This window comes from Pseudomonadota bacterium, assembly GCA_030860485.1.
Classification (GTDB): Bacteria; Pseudomonadota; Gammaproteobacteria; order JACCXJ01; family JACCXJ01; genus JACCXJ01.
On record JALZID010000186.1, the window covers coordinates 1 to 16,873 of the forward strand.

Below are 16,873 nucleotides of genomic sequence, written 5' to 3' on the forward strand. Positions count from 1 at the left end.
CTTTGTGCTCGATCAACTTGTGGGTAAAGACCAGTCGTTGAAGTGGTCGTTTCATCTTCCACTCTGGCACATCACGATGCCGTTAGGGAGGGGAGGAGTCCATACCATTACCCTACCCTCCCCCGCTTCGCAGGGGAGGGGATCGGAAACTCACTCCCCCGCGACCGGGAGCGGGTGGATAGGAATAAAAATCAATCAAAATGTTTGATCTCATTCCCGTCATCCTAACAGTCATGTCGAGGGCGTCGACACCACGGAGGATGAAAGTCTGTATTTTCACGGCAACCTTCTCCCTGAGGTAGAAAGGACCTCTAAATTCGTCGCTCTCGTTCTGTATAGCAATGGCTGCGTAAGAATCTAGTCCGCGATTTTTTTACAAAGTCTGAGCGCTCGCCAAGACAAACATCGCCGGCCGCCAGTCGTTCATAGGCTCCGGCGGACGGCATTATCGTTTACTACAGGAGGAACACCGTGAAACCATTCGAACTGGCGGCCGCATCGCGCGATCAAACAGGAAAAGGCCGATGCCGCCGGCTCAGGCGCCAGGGCCAGGTTCCCGCCGTACTGTATGGGGCCGGCAAGGCGCCCTTATCGCTGTCTCTGGAGCATGAGGAGGTGCGCCGGCATCTCGATCAGGAGGCGTTCTATTCCCATATCTTGACCCTCACGCTGGAAGGTGGTCCTGAAAAGGTGGTGCTCAAGGACCTGCACCGGCACCCCTATAAACCGCAGATCCTGCACCTCGATTTCCTGCGCATCGACGAGCACGAACGGCTCACCATGCGCGTCCCCATCCACTTCATCAACGAGGACAAGTGTGCCGGGGTCAAACAGGCGGGGGGGATCGTGAGCCATCTGATGACGGAGATCGAGGTGGTGTGCCTCCCGAAGGACCTGCCGGAATACATCGCGGTGGACCTCGCGCCCGTCACCATCGGGACGACCTTGCACCTCTCCGATCTCGACCTTCCCGAAGGCGTGCAGCCGGCGGCCCTGGCGCATGGGGGAGATGCGGCACAGGCGGTCGTTTCGGTGCACCTCCCAAGAGTCGTCGAGCAGGCCGAAGGCGAGGCCGCCGAGGCCGTCGCGGGGGCCGGCGGCGACCACACGTCGAGCTGATGGGGCGGCTTTCGGTGCCATGCGGTGGCGCGTGGCGCTGTCGCTGAACGCGTGCCGGACGAGACCGGGACACGCGGGCGCATCGAGCTCATCGTCGGCCTCGGCAACCCCGGACCCGAATACGCCGCGACGCGTCACAACGCCGGGAGCTGGTTCCTCACGCGCCTGCGCGTCGCCCTCCGGCAGGAAGGCAAGTTTGCCGGGCGGGTCGGGCGGTTGGAGAACGCCGGACAGAGCTGCTTCGTGCTCCAGCCGAGCACCTTCATGAACCGCAGCGGCCAGAGCGTCGCGGCCCTGGCGGGTTATTACCGCATCCCGGCTACCTCTATCTTGGTGGTCTACGATGAGCTCGACCTGCCACCGGGTGCGGTGCGCCTGAAGCGCGGCGGCGGGGCCGGCGGGCACAACGGGATCCGCGACATCATCGCCCATCTCGGCGACCCCGGGTTTGCCCGCCTGCGTCTCGGGATCGGCCATCCCGGGGTACGCGAGTTGGTCATCCCCTACGTGCTGTCCTTGCCGCCCTCGCACGAGCGCCTGGCCATCGAGGCGGCCATCGATGCCGTCATCGAGCACCTCCCACGCATCCTGGACGGGGACCTGGAGCCGGTGATGAACCACCTGCACCGCCGCGCCCCCGAGGCGCCCGCCGCGGATTAGGGCGAGCTTCTGGGATTACGGGGGACCACGCGGGGATGGGCTTTCGCTGCGGCATCGTGGGTCTGCCGAATGTCGGCAAGTCCACGCTCTTCAATGCCCTGACACGGGCCGCGGTCGCTGCCTCGAATTATCCGTTTTGCACCGTGGACCCCAACGTGGGCGTGGTGCCGGTGCCGGACCCGCGCCTCGCGCCGCTCGCGGAGATAGCGAAGCCCGAGCGCGTCGTGCCGGCGGCCATGACCTTCGTCGATATCGCCGGTCTCGTCACCGGGGCCTCCCAGGGCGAGGGCCTCGGAAACAAGTTCCTCGCCCATATCCGCGAGACCCAGGCCATCGCGCACGTGGTGCGCTGTTTCGAGCACGAGCGCATCGTACACGTCGCGGGCCGCGTGGATCCCCTGTCCGACATCGAGACCGTCCACACCGAGCTGGCGCTCGCGGACATCGAGACGGTGGAGCGCGCGCTCGAGCGTGTCGGCAAGCGGGAAAAGGCCGGTGACAAGCCGGCACAGACTGCCCGTGCGGCGCTCGACAGGGCCCTGCGGTGCCTCGATGCCGGCGGGAACCTCCGCTCCCTGGTGCTTACCGAGGCGGAGCGCGCCGTGCTCGCGGAGCTGCATCTCCTCTGCTTGAAGCCCACCCTGTATGTCGCCAACGTCACCGAGTACGGGCTCGGCGGCAACCGTTGGACCGAGGAGCTCGCGCTTCTCGCGGAGCGCGAAGGGGCAGCGAGCCTCATCGTCTGCGCCACGCTCGAGGCCGCGCTCGCCGAGCTCGAGGACGGCGAGCGCCGCGAGTACCTGGAGGCGTTGGGTGTGGCGGAGACCGGGCTCGCGCGCCTCATCGAGGCCGGCTACGCTCTCCTCGGCCTGCAGACCTTTTTCACCGCCGGGCCCAAGGAGGTGCGCGCCTGGACGGCGCGCATCGGCGCCACGGCGCCCGAAGCGGCCGGCCTGATCCACACCGATTTCCAGCGCGGCTTCATCCGCGCCGAGGTCATCGGCTACGACGACTACCTCGCCGGTCGCGGCGAGCAAGGCGCCAAGGACGCCGGCAAGTGGCGCCTGGAAGGCAAGGACTACCGGGTCCGCGACGGCGACGTCATGCACTTTCGATTCAAGGTCTAATCCAAACGCTGCACTTCACCCCTTCTCACCAAGTCTCAAGAACCATGTAAGGCCCAGCATCTCTGGGCTTTTTTGTGTTCTGGCGCTTCGCTTGGTCGCTTGCCATCTCACACAAAAGCCGTGGGTACGATACCGAGTACGACGCGCACATACCCGGTTTAGCGGATCACCCCCGGCGCACGTTCTTGATGTGCTGGACACCGCGGAACCCGGTCAGGGCCAACCCACTCCAAGTGGGACTTCGATGGATTGGTCAGCGAGACGAGCCGTCCGGTCAACACCCTCATCGGCGGAATGAAAGCGGCTCTCATCATCGACAAGAGCGCGTTTCCGAAGAAGGGCGGCCTCGGCGGGGGTCGCACGGCAATGGACTGGGCGGCTGGGGAAGGTGGAGAACAGCCAAGTGGGCGTCTACCCCTCTCCCTACCGGGAAGACACCACTCTTGCGACACTGCGTAGAAATATCCTATCCTTTTCCGATCAGGAGATCTGCCGGTGATGCACCCAGACCGGTAGGCTAACGTCGCTCCCCCCAAATTGGAAAAATACAAATGCGTGAATCATATGCTCTCGGCTTGAGCCAAACCGGTTTTCACCGCATCGCCTATACCGAATGGGGCGATGCCGACAATCCGCGCGTGCTGATCTGCGCGCACGGCCTGTCGCGCAACGGGCGCGATTTTGATGCCCTTGCCGAAGCGATGAGCCGCGACTATCGCGTGCTCTGCCCAGATTTTGTCGGGCGCGGAAAAAGCGACTGGCTGCAGAACAAGACCGGCTACGGTTATCCGCAATATCTCTCCGACATGAGCGTCCTGATCGCCCGCACGGGCGCCGAGCAGGTCGATTGGGTCGGTACTTCCATGGGCGGAATCACGGGCATGTTCATCGCCGCACAGCCCAAATCTCCGATCCGCAAAATGGTCATCAATGACGTGGGATCGCATATCCCGAGGGCGGCACTCGAACGCATTGGAACTTATGTGGGGACCAAATCGGTGTTCGACTCGTATGAGGCCTACAAGGAACACCTGAAGATCATCGCCGCTCCTTTCGGGTTGAAGACCGAGGCGCAGTGGGATCAGATTGCGCGCAGCTCGGTCAGGATCGGAGCCGATGGCAAGGCGTACAGCAATTGCGATCCCGGCATCGGCGACTCGTTTCGCACTACCGCGGCTGTCGACATCGACCTGAGCCCTTTCTGGAATACGGTGCGCTGCCCGGTTCTGGTAACGCGTGGTGCGCTGTCCGATCTACTGTTGCCGGAAACCTATTCCGCCATGCTGCAAAAGCCGGGCGTGTCCGGTGTCGAGATACCCGGAGTGGGTCACGCGCCGATGTTCCTCGATGATGAGCAGATCAGCATAGTTCGTGAATTTCTTCGCAAGGATTGAAGGCTCCCGAACTGCAATTCTTACAACAGGCCCGCAACTTTTACCGGTTCAGTTCACGGCTTCTCCTGCAGTTTCGCTTAGCATTCGGCGTTAAAACAATGGGTTACAAAACTGGCATACGCCATGCCACTCAAGCGTCTGCGACTAAATTAACCCCTGGAGGAGGCAATTATGGTAGTAACCACACATGACGAAGTTGGCACCACGACAGGCGCAGCGTACGCTAGCCGGGCAGAGGGCGTTTTGGTAACGAAGCGCATTTCGTGGGCCGCTGTTATCGCCGCCGTCGTTCTTGCGCTAGCTATTCAACTAGTGCTCAACATGATAGGCGCAGGCTTCGGCTTTAGCGCGATCGACCCACTGCAAGGTGAAACCCCCAGCGCTACGACCTTTAGTATAGCGGCCGGGATTTGGATGGTCGTGTCGAGCATGTTCGGTCTGTTTGCAGGTGGATGGCTTGCCAGCTATCTCGCGGGTGTAACGCGCGATGAAGACGGCACGCTGCACGGTTTGGTCACCTGGGGGCTTTCTACCGTCTTTGTAGTGCTGTTCTTGATGACCGTGTTCGGCTCCTTGTTGGGAAGCACATTGAACGGTCTCGGCTACGGAGCAGCGGCAGTGGCCCCGCAGGTGGCACAATCAGGGGCGGCGACGAGTGCACCGGTTAGCGAGGAAGATATCCGAGTGTTGATCAATCAGCTCATTAGTGAGGGCAACACTCAGGAAGCGTTAATCGATACGGTAGTGGCACGTACGAAGATAAGCCGGGCAGAGGCAACCCAAGCGGTCGAGGAAGCGCAACAGACGGCGCGCGTCGCGTTAGATAAGACGGCGGAAGCCTTAGCCCACGTAATGCTCTGGGGGGCTTTATCACTTATCCTGGGTGCAATGGCGGCAGGGCTGGGGGGTTCCGTAGGCGCACGTGACTCACGGCGAATTCCTGTACAGAGAGCAGCCGACCCACGCGATTACACGCCAGCGGTTTAAGAACCAACGGCCTCCCCGTTTTTCGGTTTTACCGTGAGGGGGAGGCCTCTGATGATGGCGTTGCGTTGCGGTGCTTAAGTGAACTCGACGCTAGGGGAAGGAGGAAGAACACGGTTGTTCGCGGCGAACGCTTTATGAACCCAAACGAGAGGAATAACCATGACCAACGACGAGATAATCTCCACCCTCAATGACTTGATTGAGACCTCCAAGGATGGCGAATATGGTTTTAGGACCTGTGCGGAAGATGTGAAAGACATGGAGCTCAAACAGGTCTTTACGGCGGCGGCGCAGCGATGTGCGGAAGGCGCCAACGAACTGCAAGAACAAGTGCGCCTCTTAGGTGGGGATCCAGACAAATATAGCAGTGTCGTCGGGACCCTCCATCGCGCCTGGGTGGATGTCAAAGCGGCAATCACCGGCAAAGACGAGCAGGCTGTGCTCGAGGAATGCGAGCGCGGAGAAGATGTGGCGAAGAATACCTATGAGAAAGCCTTAGCAAAGGGCCTACCGGACAGTATCCAGTCTATCGTTCAACGGCAGTATCAGGGCGTAGTAGAGAATCATGATCGCGTGCGGGATTTGCGCAACCGGTATCGGAAAGCGAATTGAGCGGTGCTCGAGGCCATGGGTCTTGACGGGAAATGCGGCCTATAGCGCGCTCTTGACGGAGCGCCACGCCGGGGTTGGGGTCGTTGATGATCGAAAGATCTCAGAGTCGACGTCGTGCCTCACTGCAAGTGGCCGGCGGGAGTGGTTTCATGCTTCGCAAGGTCGCAATTGCCGTAGGCATCCTCTTCACCGGCGCTATCGTGGCGATGGTGGTTGTCGTCGCATTCTTCGACTTCAACCGGCTCAAGCCGCTCATCACGGCGCGCGTAGCGGACTATTCGGGACGCCAGCTCGAGATCGCTGGCAATCTCAAGGTTCGCAAGTCGCTGGCCCCGAGCGTATCGACCTCCGACATCCGTTTAAAGAACGCGAAATGGGCGAAGGAGGATCCGGAGTTCGTAGCGATCGAGAAGCTTCGCTTCCGCATCAAGCTGCTCGAATTGCTTCGCGGCCGCGTGGTGATGCCCTATCTGGAGATCGAGGGACTGCGAGTGAACCTCGAGAAAGACGCGGAGGGCCAAGCCAACTGGCAGTTCACCGGCGCATCGCCGGCAGAGGCCGCGGCCGAAGCGATCCTGCCCGAAGGCCGTACCGATTTCCCCGCCATCGGCGAGCTCAGCGTGCGGGATGCGCGAGTCGTGTATCGTGTCGCCGGCAAGAAGCTGAGGGACGCGCAGATCGACGAGGCAATCGGTCACAGCGACCACAGGGGGGTCGCGCTCCAAGCGCAGGGGAAATATCAGGAGCGGCCGTCGCGACTGCGAGTCGATGGAGACTCCGTAGGGCGGCTGTGGGCTGCGGACCGTCCTTATCCGATCGAGATCAAGCTCGATACCGGCGCGCCCCCTGACACACCCAAGGAGAGGTTCTCGGCGCACGCGAAGGGTACGCTCACCAACGCTTTGGAGGGGGGCCGCTTCGGCTTGAAACTCACGGTCGAAGGCTCCGACATGGCTCAGCTCTATCCACTCGCCGGCGTCGTGCTTCCCAAGACGCCGCCATACTCGTTGACCGGCATGCTCGTCCACAAAGGCGACGAGTGGAGGTTCGACGACTTTCAGGGTCGTATGGGCGACAGCGATCTAGCGGGAGACCTCGCCATTCGCACCGCTGCCGATCCACCGCGCATGGACGCACGCTTCGTTTCCGACAAGCTGGACTTCGACGATCTCGCGGGCTTGGTAGGCGCGCCGCCCGCAACTGGAGAAGGAGAGACCGCCTCAGCCGAACAGGAGGCGGAGGCGAAGCAGCAAGAAGCGGAGGAACGAATCATTGGCGCGACGGCGATCGAGCTCGAGCGCCTGCACGCCATGAACATACGCGCGAAACTGGACGCGAAGCACGTGATCACGAAGCGGATCCCCATTGACCACGTCTCGCTCGCGATCGTGGTCGAGGACGGCGTGCTGCGGGCCAAGCCGGCGCGCTTCAAGCTCGGCGAAGGAGCGATCGACCTTGCGGTGACCCTGCACGCCGATAGCAAGCCGGTGCGCACCGAGGTCGAGGGAGACCTACGCAACGTCCCGCTATGGGCGCTGTTCAAGAGCACGGCGTTCCAAGACGAGAGCAGCGGTGTGCTCGACGGGCGAATGCATCTCGGCTCCGAGGGTGGCTCGGTGCGCGAGATGGCGGCTCACGCCGACGGCGAGGCTTTCGTCGCGATGTCGCGCGGCAAGATCAGCCACTTGCTGATGGAGCTCATCGGGCTCGACGTATTCGAATCGATCGGCGCCGCGATCAGCGGCGACGAGCCGATCGAGATCCGTTGCGCGCTCGCCAAGCTCGAGGCCGAAAACGGACGCGTGAAGATCGATCCGCTGGTCATGGACACGAGCGATAGCAAGATCACCGGCCAGGGTGAGGTGGACCTCGCGTCGGAAAAGATCAACATGCTGCTCACGCCCTATTCCAAGGACTTCAGCCCGTTCACGTTACGTTCCCCGATCCGCGTCGGCGGCAAGCTAGCCGAACTGGATGTGTTCCCGGACGCAGCGAAATTGGGCCCCGGCGACACGCTCAAGCAAATCGTGAGCACGACGTTGTCGGCGATCATCGGCCTGTTGCCGCCGATGGATATGGTGCTCGCCAATGACAGTCCGTGCCGAGATCTGCTGACTGAGGTGCGCGAGTCGATCACCAAAGTGTCGGAGGCACCGGCCCGTTGAAACGCTCGACGAATCGAACCTATGCGCTCATGATGGGACGCTCGCTCACGAACGGCGTGGTCAGCCCTGCGACTGTGGACGCGCTCGAGCGCTTCTGCGACAGGGGGCGGAAGCTGCTCCTAGTTACCGGCGGTGAGCTGCCCGACCTGATGCGGGACTCCCCGCGCCTCGACCTGTTCGACCGCGTCGTGGCCGAAAACGGCGCGCTGATCTACTGCCCGGCCACGCGCGAGGAGCAGTCGCTCGGCGAAGCTCCGCCTGACATGTTTGTCAACGCGCTGCGCGAGCGGGACATCGCCCCGCTCTCGGTCGGGCGGGTAATCGTGGAATCGTGGCGACCGGGGCATCCCAATGAGGAGTTCGATGCTCTCGTAGTCAGGGTACACGAGCACGGACTCAGGGCATTTTGGTACCCAACTACACCTCCGACCAACATCCCTGGTTTGTGGAGTCACGGTCCTCACGCCACGATCTAAGCGCGATCCGGACACCCGATGGGAACCCTTGAACCCTGTAATTCTTACAATACGCCAGCAGGTTTTACCGGTTCAGTCAGGGCTTCTCTCTCTTAGTTCGCTGGCATTCGACACTAAACCAATGAGTTACAAAAGTGGTATACGCCATGCCACTCAATCGCATGTGACTAAAAACCTTGGGGAAGCACTTATGGTGGTAACCACACACAATGAAGCTGGGACGCCCTCTGCGCTAGCCTGTTCAACCAGTGCCCATGTTGATTCGATTAGAGCGATTAGAGAGGGGGCCCGATTTGCGTGGCCGGATTCAAGCTTTACTACAACCTTAACTAACCATTAGTTATCAACCTTACCTATCAACCTTACCCAGCGAAGCAAATCACTATGAACCATTTACGCCTTATTTTGATTACCGGCCTTTCCCTTATCGCATTAAGCGCGTGTCAGGAAAGCACCAACGAGACTGCGGAAGATGTATCGGAAGCGCGTCAGGACACTCAGGAGGATGTATCGAAGGCACGCAGCGAGGAGGCGGAAGAAGTGGGCGATGCTCGCGAGGCTGCCCAGTCCGATGTGAATGAGGAGGCTGCCAAAGCGCGTCGCGACGTCATGCTTGCCGAAGCGAAGGGCCGCCACCAGGTTGCCTTGGAGAAATGCGACGCTCTGACCGATGATGCCGAGGAGGACGCCTGCGAGGCCCTGGCGAATGCGCAACTCGAAAGCGACAAGGCGAGCGCGGAGGCGACGTTTAAATCGGCAAACGAACCTAACTAATACAGCCCGGGGGGGACCCGCACATGTGGCGCGGCGGCTCCTCATGGCCTGGGGGATCCACGCCGCCCTCTAGGGATTCCGGTACCCGGCTCTCGGGCAGCCCACCCCCGCTGGTGCGCCGAACCCCGCGGCGAGCGGGTGCGGGTCCAGACCCCTTCCCACTCCAGCTCGCAGGACCGCGCGGGTTACTGGGGCCCAAGCGGCCGGGAATCCAACCGGCGCCTGGCAGATCGCCTCCACCCTCGGGTCGCCAGCGCCTCGCCGTGGCGGCCGTGCGCCATCAAACGGCCCCAGTCCCTTGTCACGCTTGAAATTTAGCTCACGTTGTTCGACGATTATCCCCCCAATCCGACGCCAAGGAACCACAGGAGATTTCCTGGAAGCGGGGGTGGGGGTAGGGCGGAAGCATGTGGGCTCGAACCCCGACTCAGTCTTCCCGTCGAGGCGCTGTCTAGCGCCGCCGGGAAGCCCAGGGCGCCGTAGATAGCGCGCCCGTGCCCCGGGTCTCGTGACGATTCTTTCTTACCGGCGAGGGGGAGGAAGGCATGCGGTTCTAACAACGTACGTCTTAGTAGGTGGTCTGCCGAAGGCAGGGTGTCCTATGGAGACGATCAATGTCAAAGACCTGCCGGAACGGGTTGCCCAGGCGATTGCGATGATCGTGGACACGCTGCGCGAGCAGCCTCGCGCAGACGAGAGAAAGCAGCCCGTTCACCTTCCGGTCTGGGACGGAAAGCCGATCGAGACGTTGACCAGGGAAGAAATGTACGACGATGTCGCGTGATCTCGCCCTCCTGGATACCAACGTCCTCATTGATGCCCTCTATTAGGAATTCCGACCACTACGCAGCAGCGCGAGCGTTACTTGACCAGGCTATGCAGGAAGACGTTGGCTTCTGCATCACCCCGCAAGTGCTTGCGGAGTTCTACGCGGTGGTTACACACCCCAAGCGAGTCACACTTCCGAAGTCGCCCGAGGAGGCCCTAAACGCCATCGCCGGCTTCCTCGCCATGCCGGGGATGTTATTACTCCTGATACCGCCGGATATTGTATCCCGTTGGATGGAGCTGGTTCGCCCCCGGAGTTGCTCACGGTGGGTGCGCGTTTCCAAGGGACCGGCGTGATCTACCGTATCATGTCATTACTCGCGGGTTTGACATCGATGTCCTCAATGCCCGCGTTGCGGGATAATCGCGCCCTTACCGGTCGGTATCGCACGAGCGAGAAACAGCTCCTCGACCGGCACGGCGAGATCATCCATGAACTACGCGTGGATGCGACACGGCGACGTCTCGGCTGGACGGAGATCGCGGATATCTCCCCGGTCACCCTCGAGGCCGTGGTGCGCGCCGAGGACCGGCGCTTCTTTGCGCATCGGGGGGTCGATTGGCGGGCGGGGGCGGGGGCGCTGTGGAACGCGCTCTGCGGGGGGCGGAGGCGGGGCGCCAGCGGCCCGCAGGACGGCGCGGATCACCGAGACTCAACCGGCCGGGACCCGACCGGCGCATGGCAGATCGCCTCCACCCTCGACGCGGGTCTCCAGCGCCTCGCCCTCATGGCGCTGCGCCATCAGCTCCGCCAGCTCCGGGGTCGCAACGTGCGCCACGGTGCGGGTGCTGGCCGTGGACAACGCGAGCGGCGACGTTCTGGTCTACGTCGGAAATCCCGGTGAGGACGAGGCGACGTTCTATGTGGATGGGGTACAGGCACCGCGCCAGGCAGGCTCGACGCTCAAGCCGTTTCTCTACGCGCTGGCCTCGAAGCGCGCCTCTTGACCGCGGCCTCCCCGCTCGACGACTCGCCGGTCCATCTCGCCACCCCGACCGGGCTGTATGTCCCAGAGAACTATGACCACGCCTCGCGGGGCTGGGTCAGCCTGCGCACCGCGTGCGCGGGATCGCTCAACGTCCCGGCGGTGCGGGCGCTGGTGCTCGTCGGGACCGAGCGCTTCGTGGAGCGGCTGCGTGCGCTTGGCTTCGCGCACCTCAGCCAGGATGGCGATTACTACGGGTATTCCCTGGCGCTCGGCTCCGCCGAGGTGACGCTCTGGGAGCTCGTGAACGCCTACCGGAGCCTCGCCAACGGTGGGGTTTCGGCCGTGCTCACCCTGCAGCCCCGGCCGGCACCCGCGCCCGCCAAGGCCGTGATACAGGAAGGCGCCGCCTTCATCGTCTCGGACATCCTCGCCGATCGCGCGGCCCGGAGCGTGACCTTTGGCCTTTCCAACGCGCTCGGCACCACTTCCCATACCGCGGTCAAGACCGGCACCAGCAAGGACCTGCGCGACAACTGGTGCATCGGCTACTCGCCGCACTACACGGTCGGGGTATGGGTCGGCAACTTCAGCGGCGAGCCCATGCACGAGGTCCACGGGGGCGGCGCCGGTGTGGCACGAGGTCATGGACCATTTGCACCGGAGCGCACCGGGCACGGCACCCCCTCCCCCCCGAGGCGTGGTCGCAGAGGACATCGTCTTCACCCCGCCCATCGAGGCACCCCGCCGCGAGTGGTTCCTCGCACGCACCGCGATGCGACGCATCGCCTTTGCCGGCACCGAGGCGCGCCGCCCGCACATCGTCTATCCCGGCCGCGACATGAGCATCGCCCTGGACCCGGATATCCCCGCCGAACGCCAGCGCCTGTTCCTCAGGGCCGAGCCCGCGCTACCGGGGCTCGCTTGGCAGATCGACCGAGTGCCTGTCAGATCGCCAGCGGGCACATCGCCACCGGCTGGCGGCCGGTGCCGGGCCGGCATCATCTCACGCTCCTCGATCCGAACGGCCGGATAGTGGACGGCGTGGTCTTCGAGGTGCGCGGGCGGCGCTGACCCTCCGCGCGAGGCACACCGATGTACGCCGCGAGCGGACTTGGGTTATCCTTGCATCAATGTCACGACGCGAGCGCCCGGGAAGGGGCCTGCGGGGGAGGGGTCTATCGTGAGGAAGGGATCTTTGATCAGGGGGGTGCGAGGCCGCTACGCCGCATTCACCCATGACCTCGTCATGGTGCCGGTGGCGTGGCTCGGGGCCTTGTGGCTGCGCTTCAACCTGGGAGACATCCCGGACGTCTATCTCTACCACGCCCTGCTCGACCTCGCCGCGATCGTCCCCATCCAGGTCGCGGTGTTCTGGTGCTTCGGGCTGTATCGGGGGGTGTGGCACTTCGCCTCGCTGCCCGATCTCGTGCGCATCGCCAAGGCCGTGCTCACCGGATCCGTGGCCGTGGCCCTGGTGCTGTTCATGACCATCCGCCTGGAGTGGGTGCCGCGCTCGGTCATCCCGCTCTACGTCATCCTCCTCATCGGGCTCCTGGGCGGACCCCGGCTGCTATACCGGTGGGCCAAGGACAGCTATCTGAATCTCCAAGCCGGCCAGGGGGTCCTGATCATCGGTGCCGGGCGCGCCGGCGAGATGCTGCTGCGCGATCTGTTCCACGACCCGGAGCACCGCTACCATCCCGTCGGCTTCCTCGACGACGATCCTTCCAAGACCGGCCGCGAGATCCACGGCGTGCGGGTGCTGGGGCCCTGCGAGGCACTGCCTGAGGTGGTGGAACGCCGGGGGGTCGAGATGGTGATGATCGCCATCCCCTCGGCCAGCGGGCGGGACATGAAACGCATCGTCGCCCTGGCGGAGGCCTCCGGGGTACCGGTGTGGACGCTCCCCGGCATTTATGATCTGATCTCGGGGCGCGTCGGGATCCAGGAATTGCGCGAGGTGTCGATCGATGATTTGCTCGGCCGCCAGCCCGTGTCGCTCGACTGGCAGGCGATAAGCGCAGGGCTTGCCGAACACGTGGTCCTGGTCACGGGTGGGGCGGGGTCCATCGGATCGGAGCTGTGCCGCCAGCTCGCGCGCATCGGGGCGCGCGCGCTGGTCGTCTTGGAGCGCTCGGAGTTCAGCATCTACCGGCTCGAATTGGAGCTCCGCGCGAGCTTTCCACAAGTACCGATCAGCTTTCATTTGTGCGACATCGGCGACGTCGCGGCGGTCAGGCACTTCATGACCCGCCACCGGCCGCAGATAGTGTTCCACGCCGCGGCCTACAAGCACCTCCCCATGCTGGAGGGACAGGTGCGCGAGGCGGTGCAGAACAACATCCTCGGCACCCAGGTGGTGGCCGAGGCCGCCGCGGCCGCCGGGGTCGGCCAGTTCGTCCTCATCTCGACCGACAAGGCGGTCAACCCGCAGAGCATCATGGGCGCGAGCAAACGCGCCGCCGAGGTGTTCTGCCAGAACCTCGACAAGCGAACCCGCACCCGCTTCATCACGGTACGTTTCGGCAACGTCCTGGGCTCGGCCGGGAGCGTCGTGCCGCTGTTCCAGGAGCAGATCGCCATAGGCGGGCCGGTGACCGTGACCCATCCCGAGGTATCGCGCTACTTCATGACCATCCCGGAGGCCTGCCAGTTGATTCTACAGGCCGCGGTCATGGGCCAGGGCGGGGAGATCTTCGTCCTCGAGATGGGCGAGCCCGTCAAGATCCGCGAGCTGGCGGAACAGATGATCCGCCTGGCCGGCAAGGTGCCCGATGAGGACATCGAGGTCGCCTATACGGGATTGCGCCCTGGCGAGAAACTGGTCGAGGAGCTATTCCACGAAAAAGAGACCCTGGCCCCGACCGGGCACCGCCAGATCCTGCTAGCCCGCCACCGCCACGAAGACTGGACTCGCCTCCACGGCCGGCTCCGGGAGCTGGCGGTCGCGGTCGCCGACTACGATGAAGAGGCACTGCACACCCTATTGAGGGATCTGGTGCCCGAGTTCGCGTGCGGCCCAGCCGGTTCGCAAGGGGCAGAGGTCATCCCCCTGATCCCGCGTACCGGCGGGACCTAGCCCGGATTTCTCACCACCACCCTGCTGCGACCACCGATCCATCCGCTCGGTCTGGCGGCGGGCCGTACTCCCAGAAGCCCGGCTCCGACGTAGTGCCAGCTACGTCTTCGCCGTCTTTCAGTCCGTGCGGACCGCCAGACCGGCGCCTCGGCTCTCGCGACGGGTGAGCACTCGGGGCTAGGCGCGGCGCGCGGCGGTCCGACCGCAGCGCCGGCACTCCAGCTTTTCGATCGCATCGGACCCGCCGAACCCGAAGGTCACCTCCACGACGCGGAAGTCGTGCAGACCGACGAGGCAGGCGATCTGCCCGAGTCTCTTGAGCCACTTGTCCAACACCTTCACCACCCCCGCCGGCCGCAGCCGGCCGGCCCCGACAAGTATGACCGAACTCGCCCGAAAGGACAGCACCGCAGGTGCGCTTAGCCTCCTGTCACAAAAAACCGCGCATTGACCAGGAGATGGGCGAGGACATTCGCGTAACCGAGGGCGATGGCCCAGCCCCACTTGAGATGCGCCATGAAGGTGTAGACACCCGGCGCCTGGCCCATGCTGTTTACTGTATTGTTTGGAGGGTGGGTCGCGGATGGGGTCGGCCCTCGTCAGGCGATGACTGAAGATTTTGAGGAGACCCAGACCGTCATCATCCCGAGCACCGGTGGCAGGTGCAGCAAATGATGGCCCGCGACCGCGAGCCCGATGCTGAGTGCGAAGAGGCCCCCCCGACACCGGCGCGCCCGATCCCGGAAACGCGACGCCCGGCGTTCTGATGGCCCGTGTCGTGAAGCGCCTCAGGACGGCAGAATCCCTGGAAAGTCATGGATCCCCTACAAGTCCGATTGCCGCCCGTCGGTCCGTCTTGATATCAGAGTCACCCTGGGTCGAGTAGACGTCTTGGCGATGCATACGTGGTGCCCGCATTCCGGGCAGCGATATTCCTGAGTATCCTTATGAGACCTCGGTCTCTCGAGCTCGACGCGGAACACGCAACCGCAAGAGCCGCAGGTCTGGTTGATCTCGCTATTGGGGGAGAACGTGGGGCTGGTTTCAGCTGTCATCATAGGCGTTTTTTCCCTTTCAACTTTCTTTTTCCCATCGCTTTGCGGCGACAGCAACGGGGGCACTTCAAAATGAAGCGACACGACGGGCAGGGAGACCGGTGGCCATGTAGGAGTGCTCACTTAGTAATTACCGCGCCACCCCCCTCCTTTACCGCCGCCGCCGCGTTGCTGATACCCTCCGCCCGCTTCGCGCGGTTTCGCTTCGTTGACCTTGATATTGCGCCCATCCACCAGCGTTTTGTCGAGTGCCGCGATAGCCGCTCTCGCGCCGTTATTGTCCATCGTAACGAATCCAAAGCCACGGGATTCACCGGAATACCGATCGGTGAGGAGATCGACGGTATCGACCTCACCATGCTGCTCGAACAGCTTGCGGATCTCCTCTTGGGTTACCCGCGGAGACAGATTTCCGACATAGATTTTCGTAGGCATTGCTACTAGCTCCCTATCCGCTCGAAACGCGGATGAATTCAAACTATCAATGTTTGGAGTGATCGCCGCATATTTGGCGGCTCCAGCTTGGGCGCAGGGTAAAGGGCGAGGATTTCAGGTAGGGAGCGGCAACCGACGCACGCTATGTCCACGAGGCAAATCACCAGATGCCCGACTCACGCCTCCGTGTATAGTAGCACGTTACGAACCATTGTTCCAGCGACTGCGCGGGGCCCCATAGGCATAGGCCCATAGGCATAGGATCGTGCCCCCGGCAGGATCGAGTCCCGAGGGAGAGCTTACGGTGCCTGGGTGGCCGGTGGGGCCTTGGCGGCTGCCGGCTCATTGGTGAGTGCCGTTGCGCTCTCGATCACGATGGAGGTGGCCGGCACGTCTTGGTGAGGGCCACGGCTCTTGGTGGGCGCCTTCCGGATCTGGTCGACCACGTCTATGCCCTCGACGACCTCGCCGAAGACGCAGTAACCGAAGCCGCTGGGCGTGGGCGCGGTGTGATCAAGGGAGGCGTTGTCCGCGACATTGATGAAGAACTGCGCGGTGGCCGAGTGGGGATCGCCGGTGCGGGCCATGGCAAGCGTGCCGCGGGTGTTCTTCACGCCGTTGCCGGCCTCGTTTTCGATCGCGGCATGGGTCGGCTTCTGCGCGAAATCGATGGTGAAACCCCCGCCTTGGATCATGAAACCGTCGATGACCCGATGAAAGATCGTACCGGCGTAGAAACCCTCGTTGACGTACTGCAGGAAGTTCGCGACGGTCTTGGGCGACTTGTCGGGATACAGCGCGACCACGATCTCACCCAGGCTGGTCTTGAGCTGCACACGCGGCGGCGTGTCGGCGATCGCCGGGGACGGCCCCATGCCGATGCCGAGCCCGACCAATGCCGCTCGATAGGACTTGCTGATGAGATTCATGGCGCGACCTCCCGTTATGATGTAGGGGCGATACTCTAGCACGCTGGCGCCGGAGGGCCGCCGCCCACGTGGCCGACCCGACTGCGGTTGTCGCGCCCGAGCGCCGCGCTGATGAAGCGGCCGGTCTCGATGAGGCGCGATAGATCAACGCCCGTCTCGATGCCCATGCCCCCGAGCAGATAGGCGACGTCCTCGGTCGCGACGTTGCCGCTCGCCCCGGGCGCATAGGGGCAGCCGCCCAGTCCCGCGACCGAGGCGTCGATGATCGACACCCCGAGCCCGAGGCAAGCCAGGATGTTGGCGA

17 protein-coding genes and 3 pseudogenes are annotated in these 16,873 nt (G+C 63.3%); 16 read left to right on the forward strand and 4 right to left on the reverse strand.

Going from position 1 to position 16,873, the window contains the following annotated elements; all coding sequences use genetic code 11:
• Positions 1-471 precede the first annotated feature (471 nt).
• The 16 genes and pseudogenes from M3461_10215 (at position 472) to M3461_10290 (ending at position 14,150) form a co-directional block, all read left to right on the forward strand.
• Complete coding sequence (locus M3461_10215) at positions 472-1,119, forward strand: 50S ribosomal protein L25/general stress protein Ctc (protein MDQ3774697.1); 648 nt, start codon at positions 472-474, stop codon at positions 1,117-1,119.
• A 24-nt stretch (positions 1,120-1,143) separates the two neighbouring features.
• Complete coding sequence (pth, locus tag M3461_10220) at positions 1,144-1,779, forward strand: aminoacyl-tRNA hydrolase (GenBank protein MDQ3774698.1); 636 nt, start codon at positions 1,144-1,146, stop codon at positions 1,777-1,779.
• Positions 1,780-1,814: 35 nt separating this feature from the next.
• Positions 1,815-2,906: a redox-regulated ATPase YchF gene (gene ychF, locus M3461_10225; GenBank protein ID MDQ3774699.1), complete on the forward strand. Its 1,092-nt coding sequence runs from the start codon at positions 1,815-1,817 to the stop codon at positions 2,904-2,906.
• Between the two features lie 306 nt (positions 2,907-3,212).
• A pseudogene (locus M3461_10230) lies at positions 3,213-3,321 on the forward strand (transposase).
• Between the two features lie 160 nt (positions 3,322-3,481).
• A complete protein-coding gene (locus M3461_10235) occupies positions 3,482-4,300 on the forward strand; it encodes an alpha/beta hydrolase (protein ID MDQ3774700.1) in 819 nt (272 codons plus the stop codon).
• Positions 4,301-4,471: 171 nt separating this feature from the next.
• On the forward strand, positions 4,472-5,287 hold the full coding sequence (locus M3461_10240) for a hypothetical protein (GenBank protein MDQ3774701.1): 816 nt from the start codon (positions 4,472-4,474) through the stop codon (positions 5,285-5,287).
• Positions 5,288-5,446: 159 nt separating this feature from the next.
• Positions 5,447-5,899 carry a PA2169 family four-helix-bundle protein gene (locus M3461_10245; GenBank protein ID MDQ3774702.1) on the forward strand — a complete coding sequence of 151 codons (453 nt, stop codon included), beginning with the start codon at positions 5,447-5,449 and terminating at the stop codon, positions 5,897-5,899.
• Between the two features lie 149 nt (positions 5,900-6,048).
• Positions 6,049-8,064 (forward strand): AsmA family protein, encoded by a 2,016-nt coding sequence (locus M3461_10250; protein ID MDQ3774703.1) that lies wholly within the window; start codon positions 6,049-6,051, stop codon positions 8,062-8,064.
• Between the two features lie 29 nt (positions 8,065-8,093).
• Positions 8,094-8,533: pseudogene (locus tag M3461_10255) on the forward strand (hypothetical protein).
• A gap of 391 nt (positions 8,534-8,924) precedes the next feature.
• Entirely contained in the window at positions 8,925-9,314 is a 390-nt protein-coding gene (locus tag M3461_10260) for a hypothetical protein (GenBank protein MDQ3774704.1), read from the forward strand.
• Positions 9,315-9,915: 601 nt separating this feature from the next.
• Positions 9,916-10,098 (forward strand): hypothetical protein, encoded by a 183-nt coding sequence (locus tag M3461_10265; protein MDQ3774705.1) that lies wholly within the window; start codon positions 9,916-9,918, stop codon positions 10,096-10,098.
• 92 nt (positions 10,099-10,190) lie between these two features.
• Positions 10,191-10,439: a hypothetical protein gene (locus tag M3461_10270; GenBank protein MDQ3774706.1), complete on the forward strand. Its 249-nt coding sequence runs from the start codon at positions 10,191-10,193 to the stop codon at positions 10,437-10,439.
• On the forward strand, positions 10,436-10,987 hold the full coding sequence (locus M3461_10275) for a transglycosylase domain-containing protein (protein MDQ3774707.1): 552 nt from the start codon (positions 10,436-10,438) through the stop codon (positions 10,985-10,987). Before M3461_10270 ends, M3461_10275 begins: the two co-directional genes overlap by 4 nt.
• Positions 10,988-11,086: 99 nt before the next feature.
• A pseudogene (locus M3461_10280) lies at positions 11,087-11,572 on the forward strand (penicillin-binding protein 1C).
• A gap of 337 nt (positions 11,573-11,909) precedes the next feature.
• On the forward strand, positions 11,910-12,104 hold the full coding sequence (locus M3461_10285; GenBank protein ID MDQ3774708.1) for a hypothetical protein: 195 nt from the start codon (positions 11,910-11,912) through the stop codon (positions 12,102-12,104).
• Positions 12,105-12,266: 162 nt separating this feature from the next.
• Complete coding sequence (locus tag M3461_10290; protein MDQ3774709.1) at positions 12,267-14,150, forward strand: polysaccharide biosynthesis protein; 1,884 nt, start codon at positions 12,267-12,269, stop codon at positions 14,148-14,150.
• A 177-nt stretch (positions 14,151-14,327) separates the two neighbouring features.
• Here M3461_10290 and M3461_10295 read toward each other — a convergent pair whose 3' ends face one another.
• From M3461_10295 to M3461_10310, 4 genes are all read right to left on the reverse strand, one after another.
• The gene (locus M3461_10295) at positions 14,328-14,558 is read right to left on the reverse strand and encodes a hypothetical protein (GenBank protein ID MDQ3774710.1); all 231 of its coding nucleotides are present in this window, start codon (positions 14,556-14,558) and stop codon (positions 14,328-14,330) included.
• A gap of 770 nt (positions 14,559-15,328) precedes the next feature.
• Entirely contained in the window at positions 15,329-15,640 is a 312-nt protein-coding gene (locus tag M3461_10300) for an RNA-binding protein (protein ID MDQ3774711.1), read from the reverse strand.
• 299 nt (positions 15,641-15,939) lie between these two features.
• Positions 15,940-16,515: a peptidylprolyl isomerase gene (locus M3461_10305; protein ID MDQ3774712.1), complete on the reverse strand. Its 576-nt coding sequence runs from the start codon at positions 16,513-16,515 to the stop codon at positions 15,940-15,942.
• An 89-nt stretch (positions 16,516-16,604) separates the two neighbouring features.
• On the reverse strand, positions 16,605-16,873 hold a 269-nt coding region (locus M3461_10310), incomplete at its 5' end, for a hydroxymethylglutaryl-CoA lyase (GenBank protein MDQ3774713.1).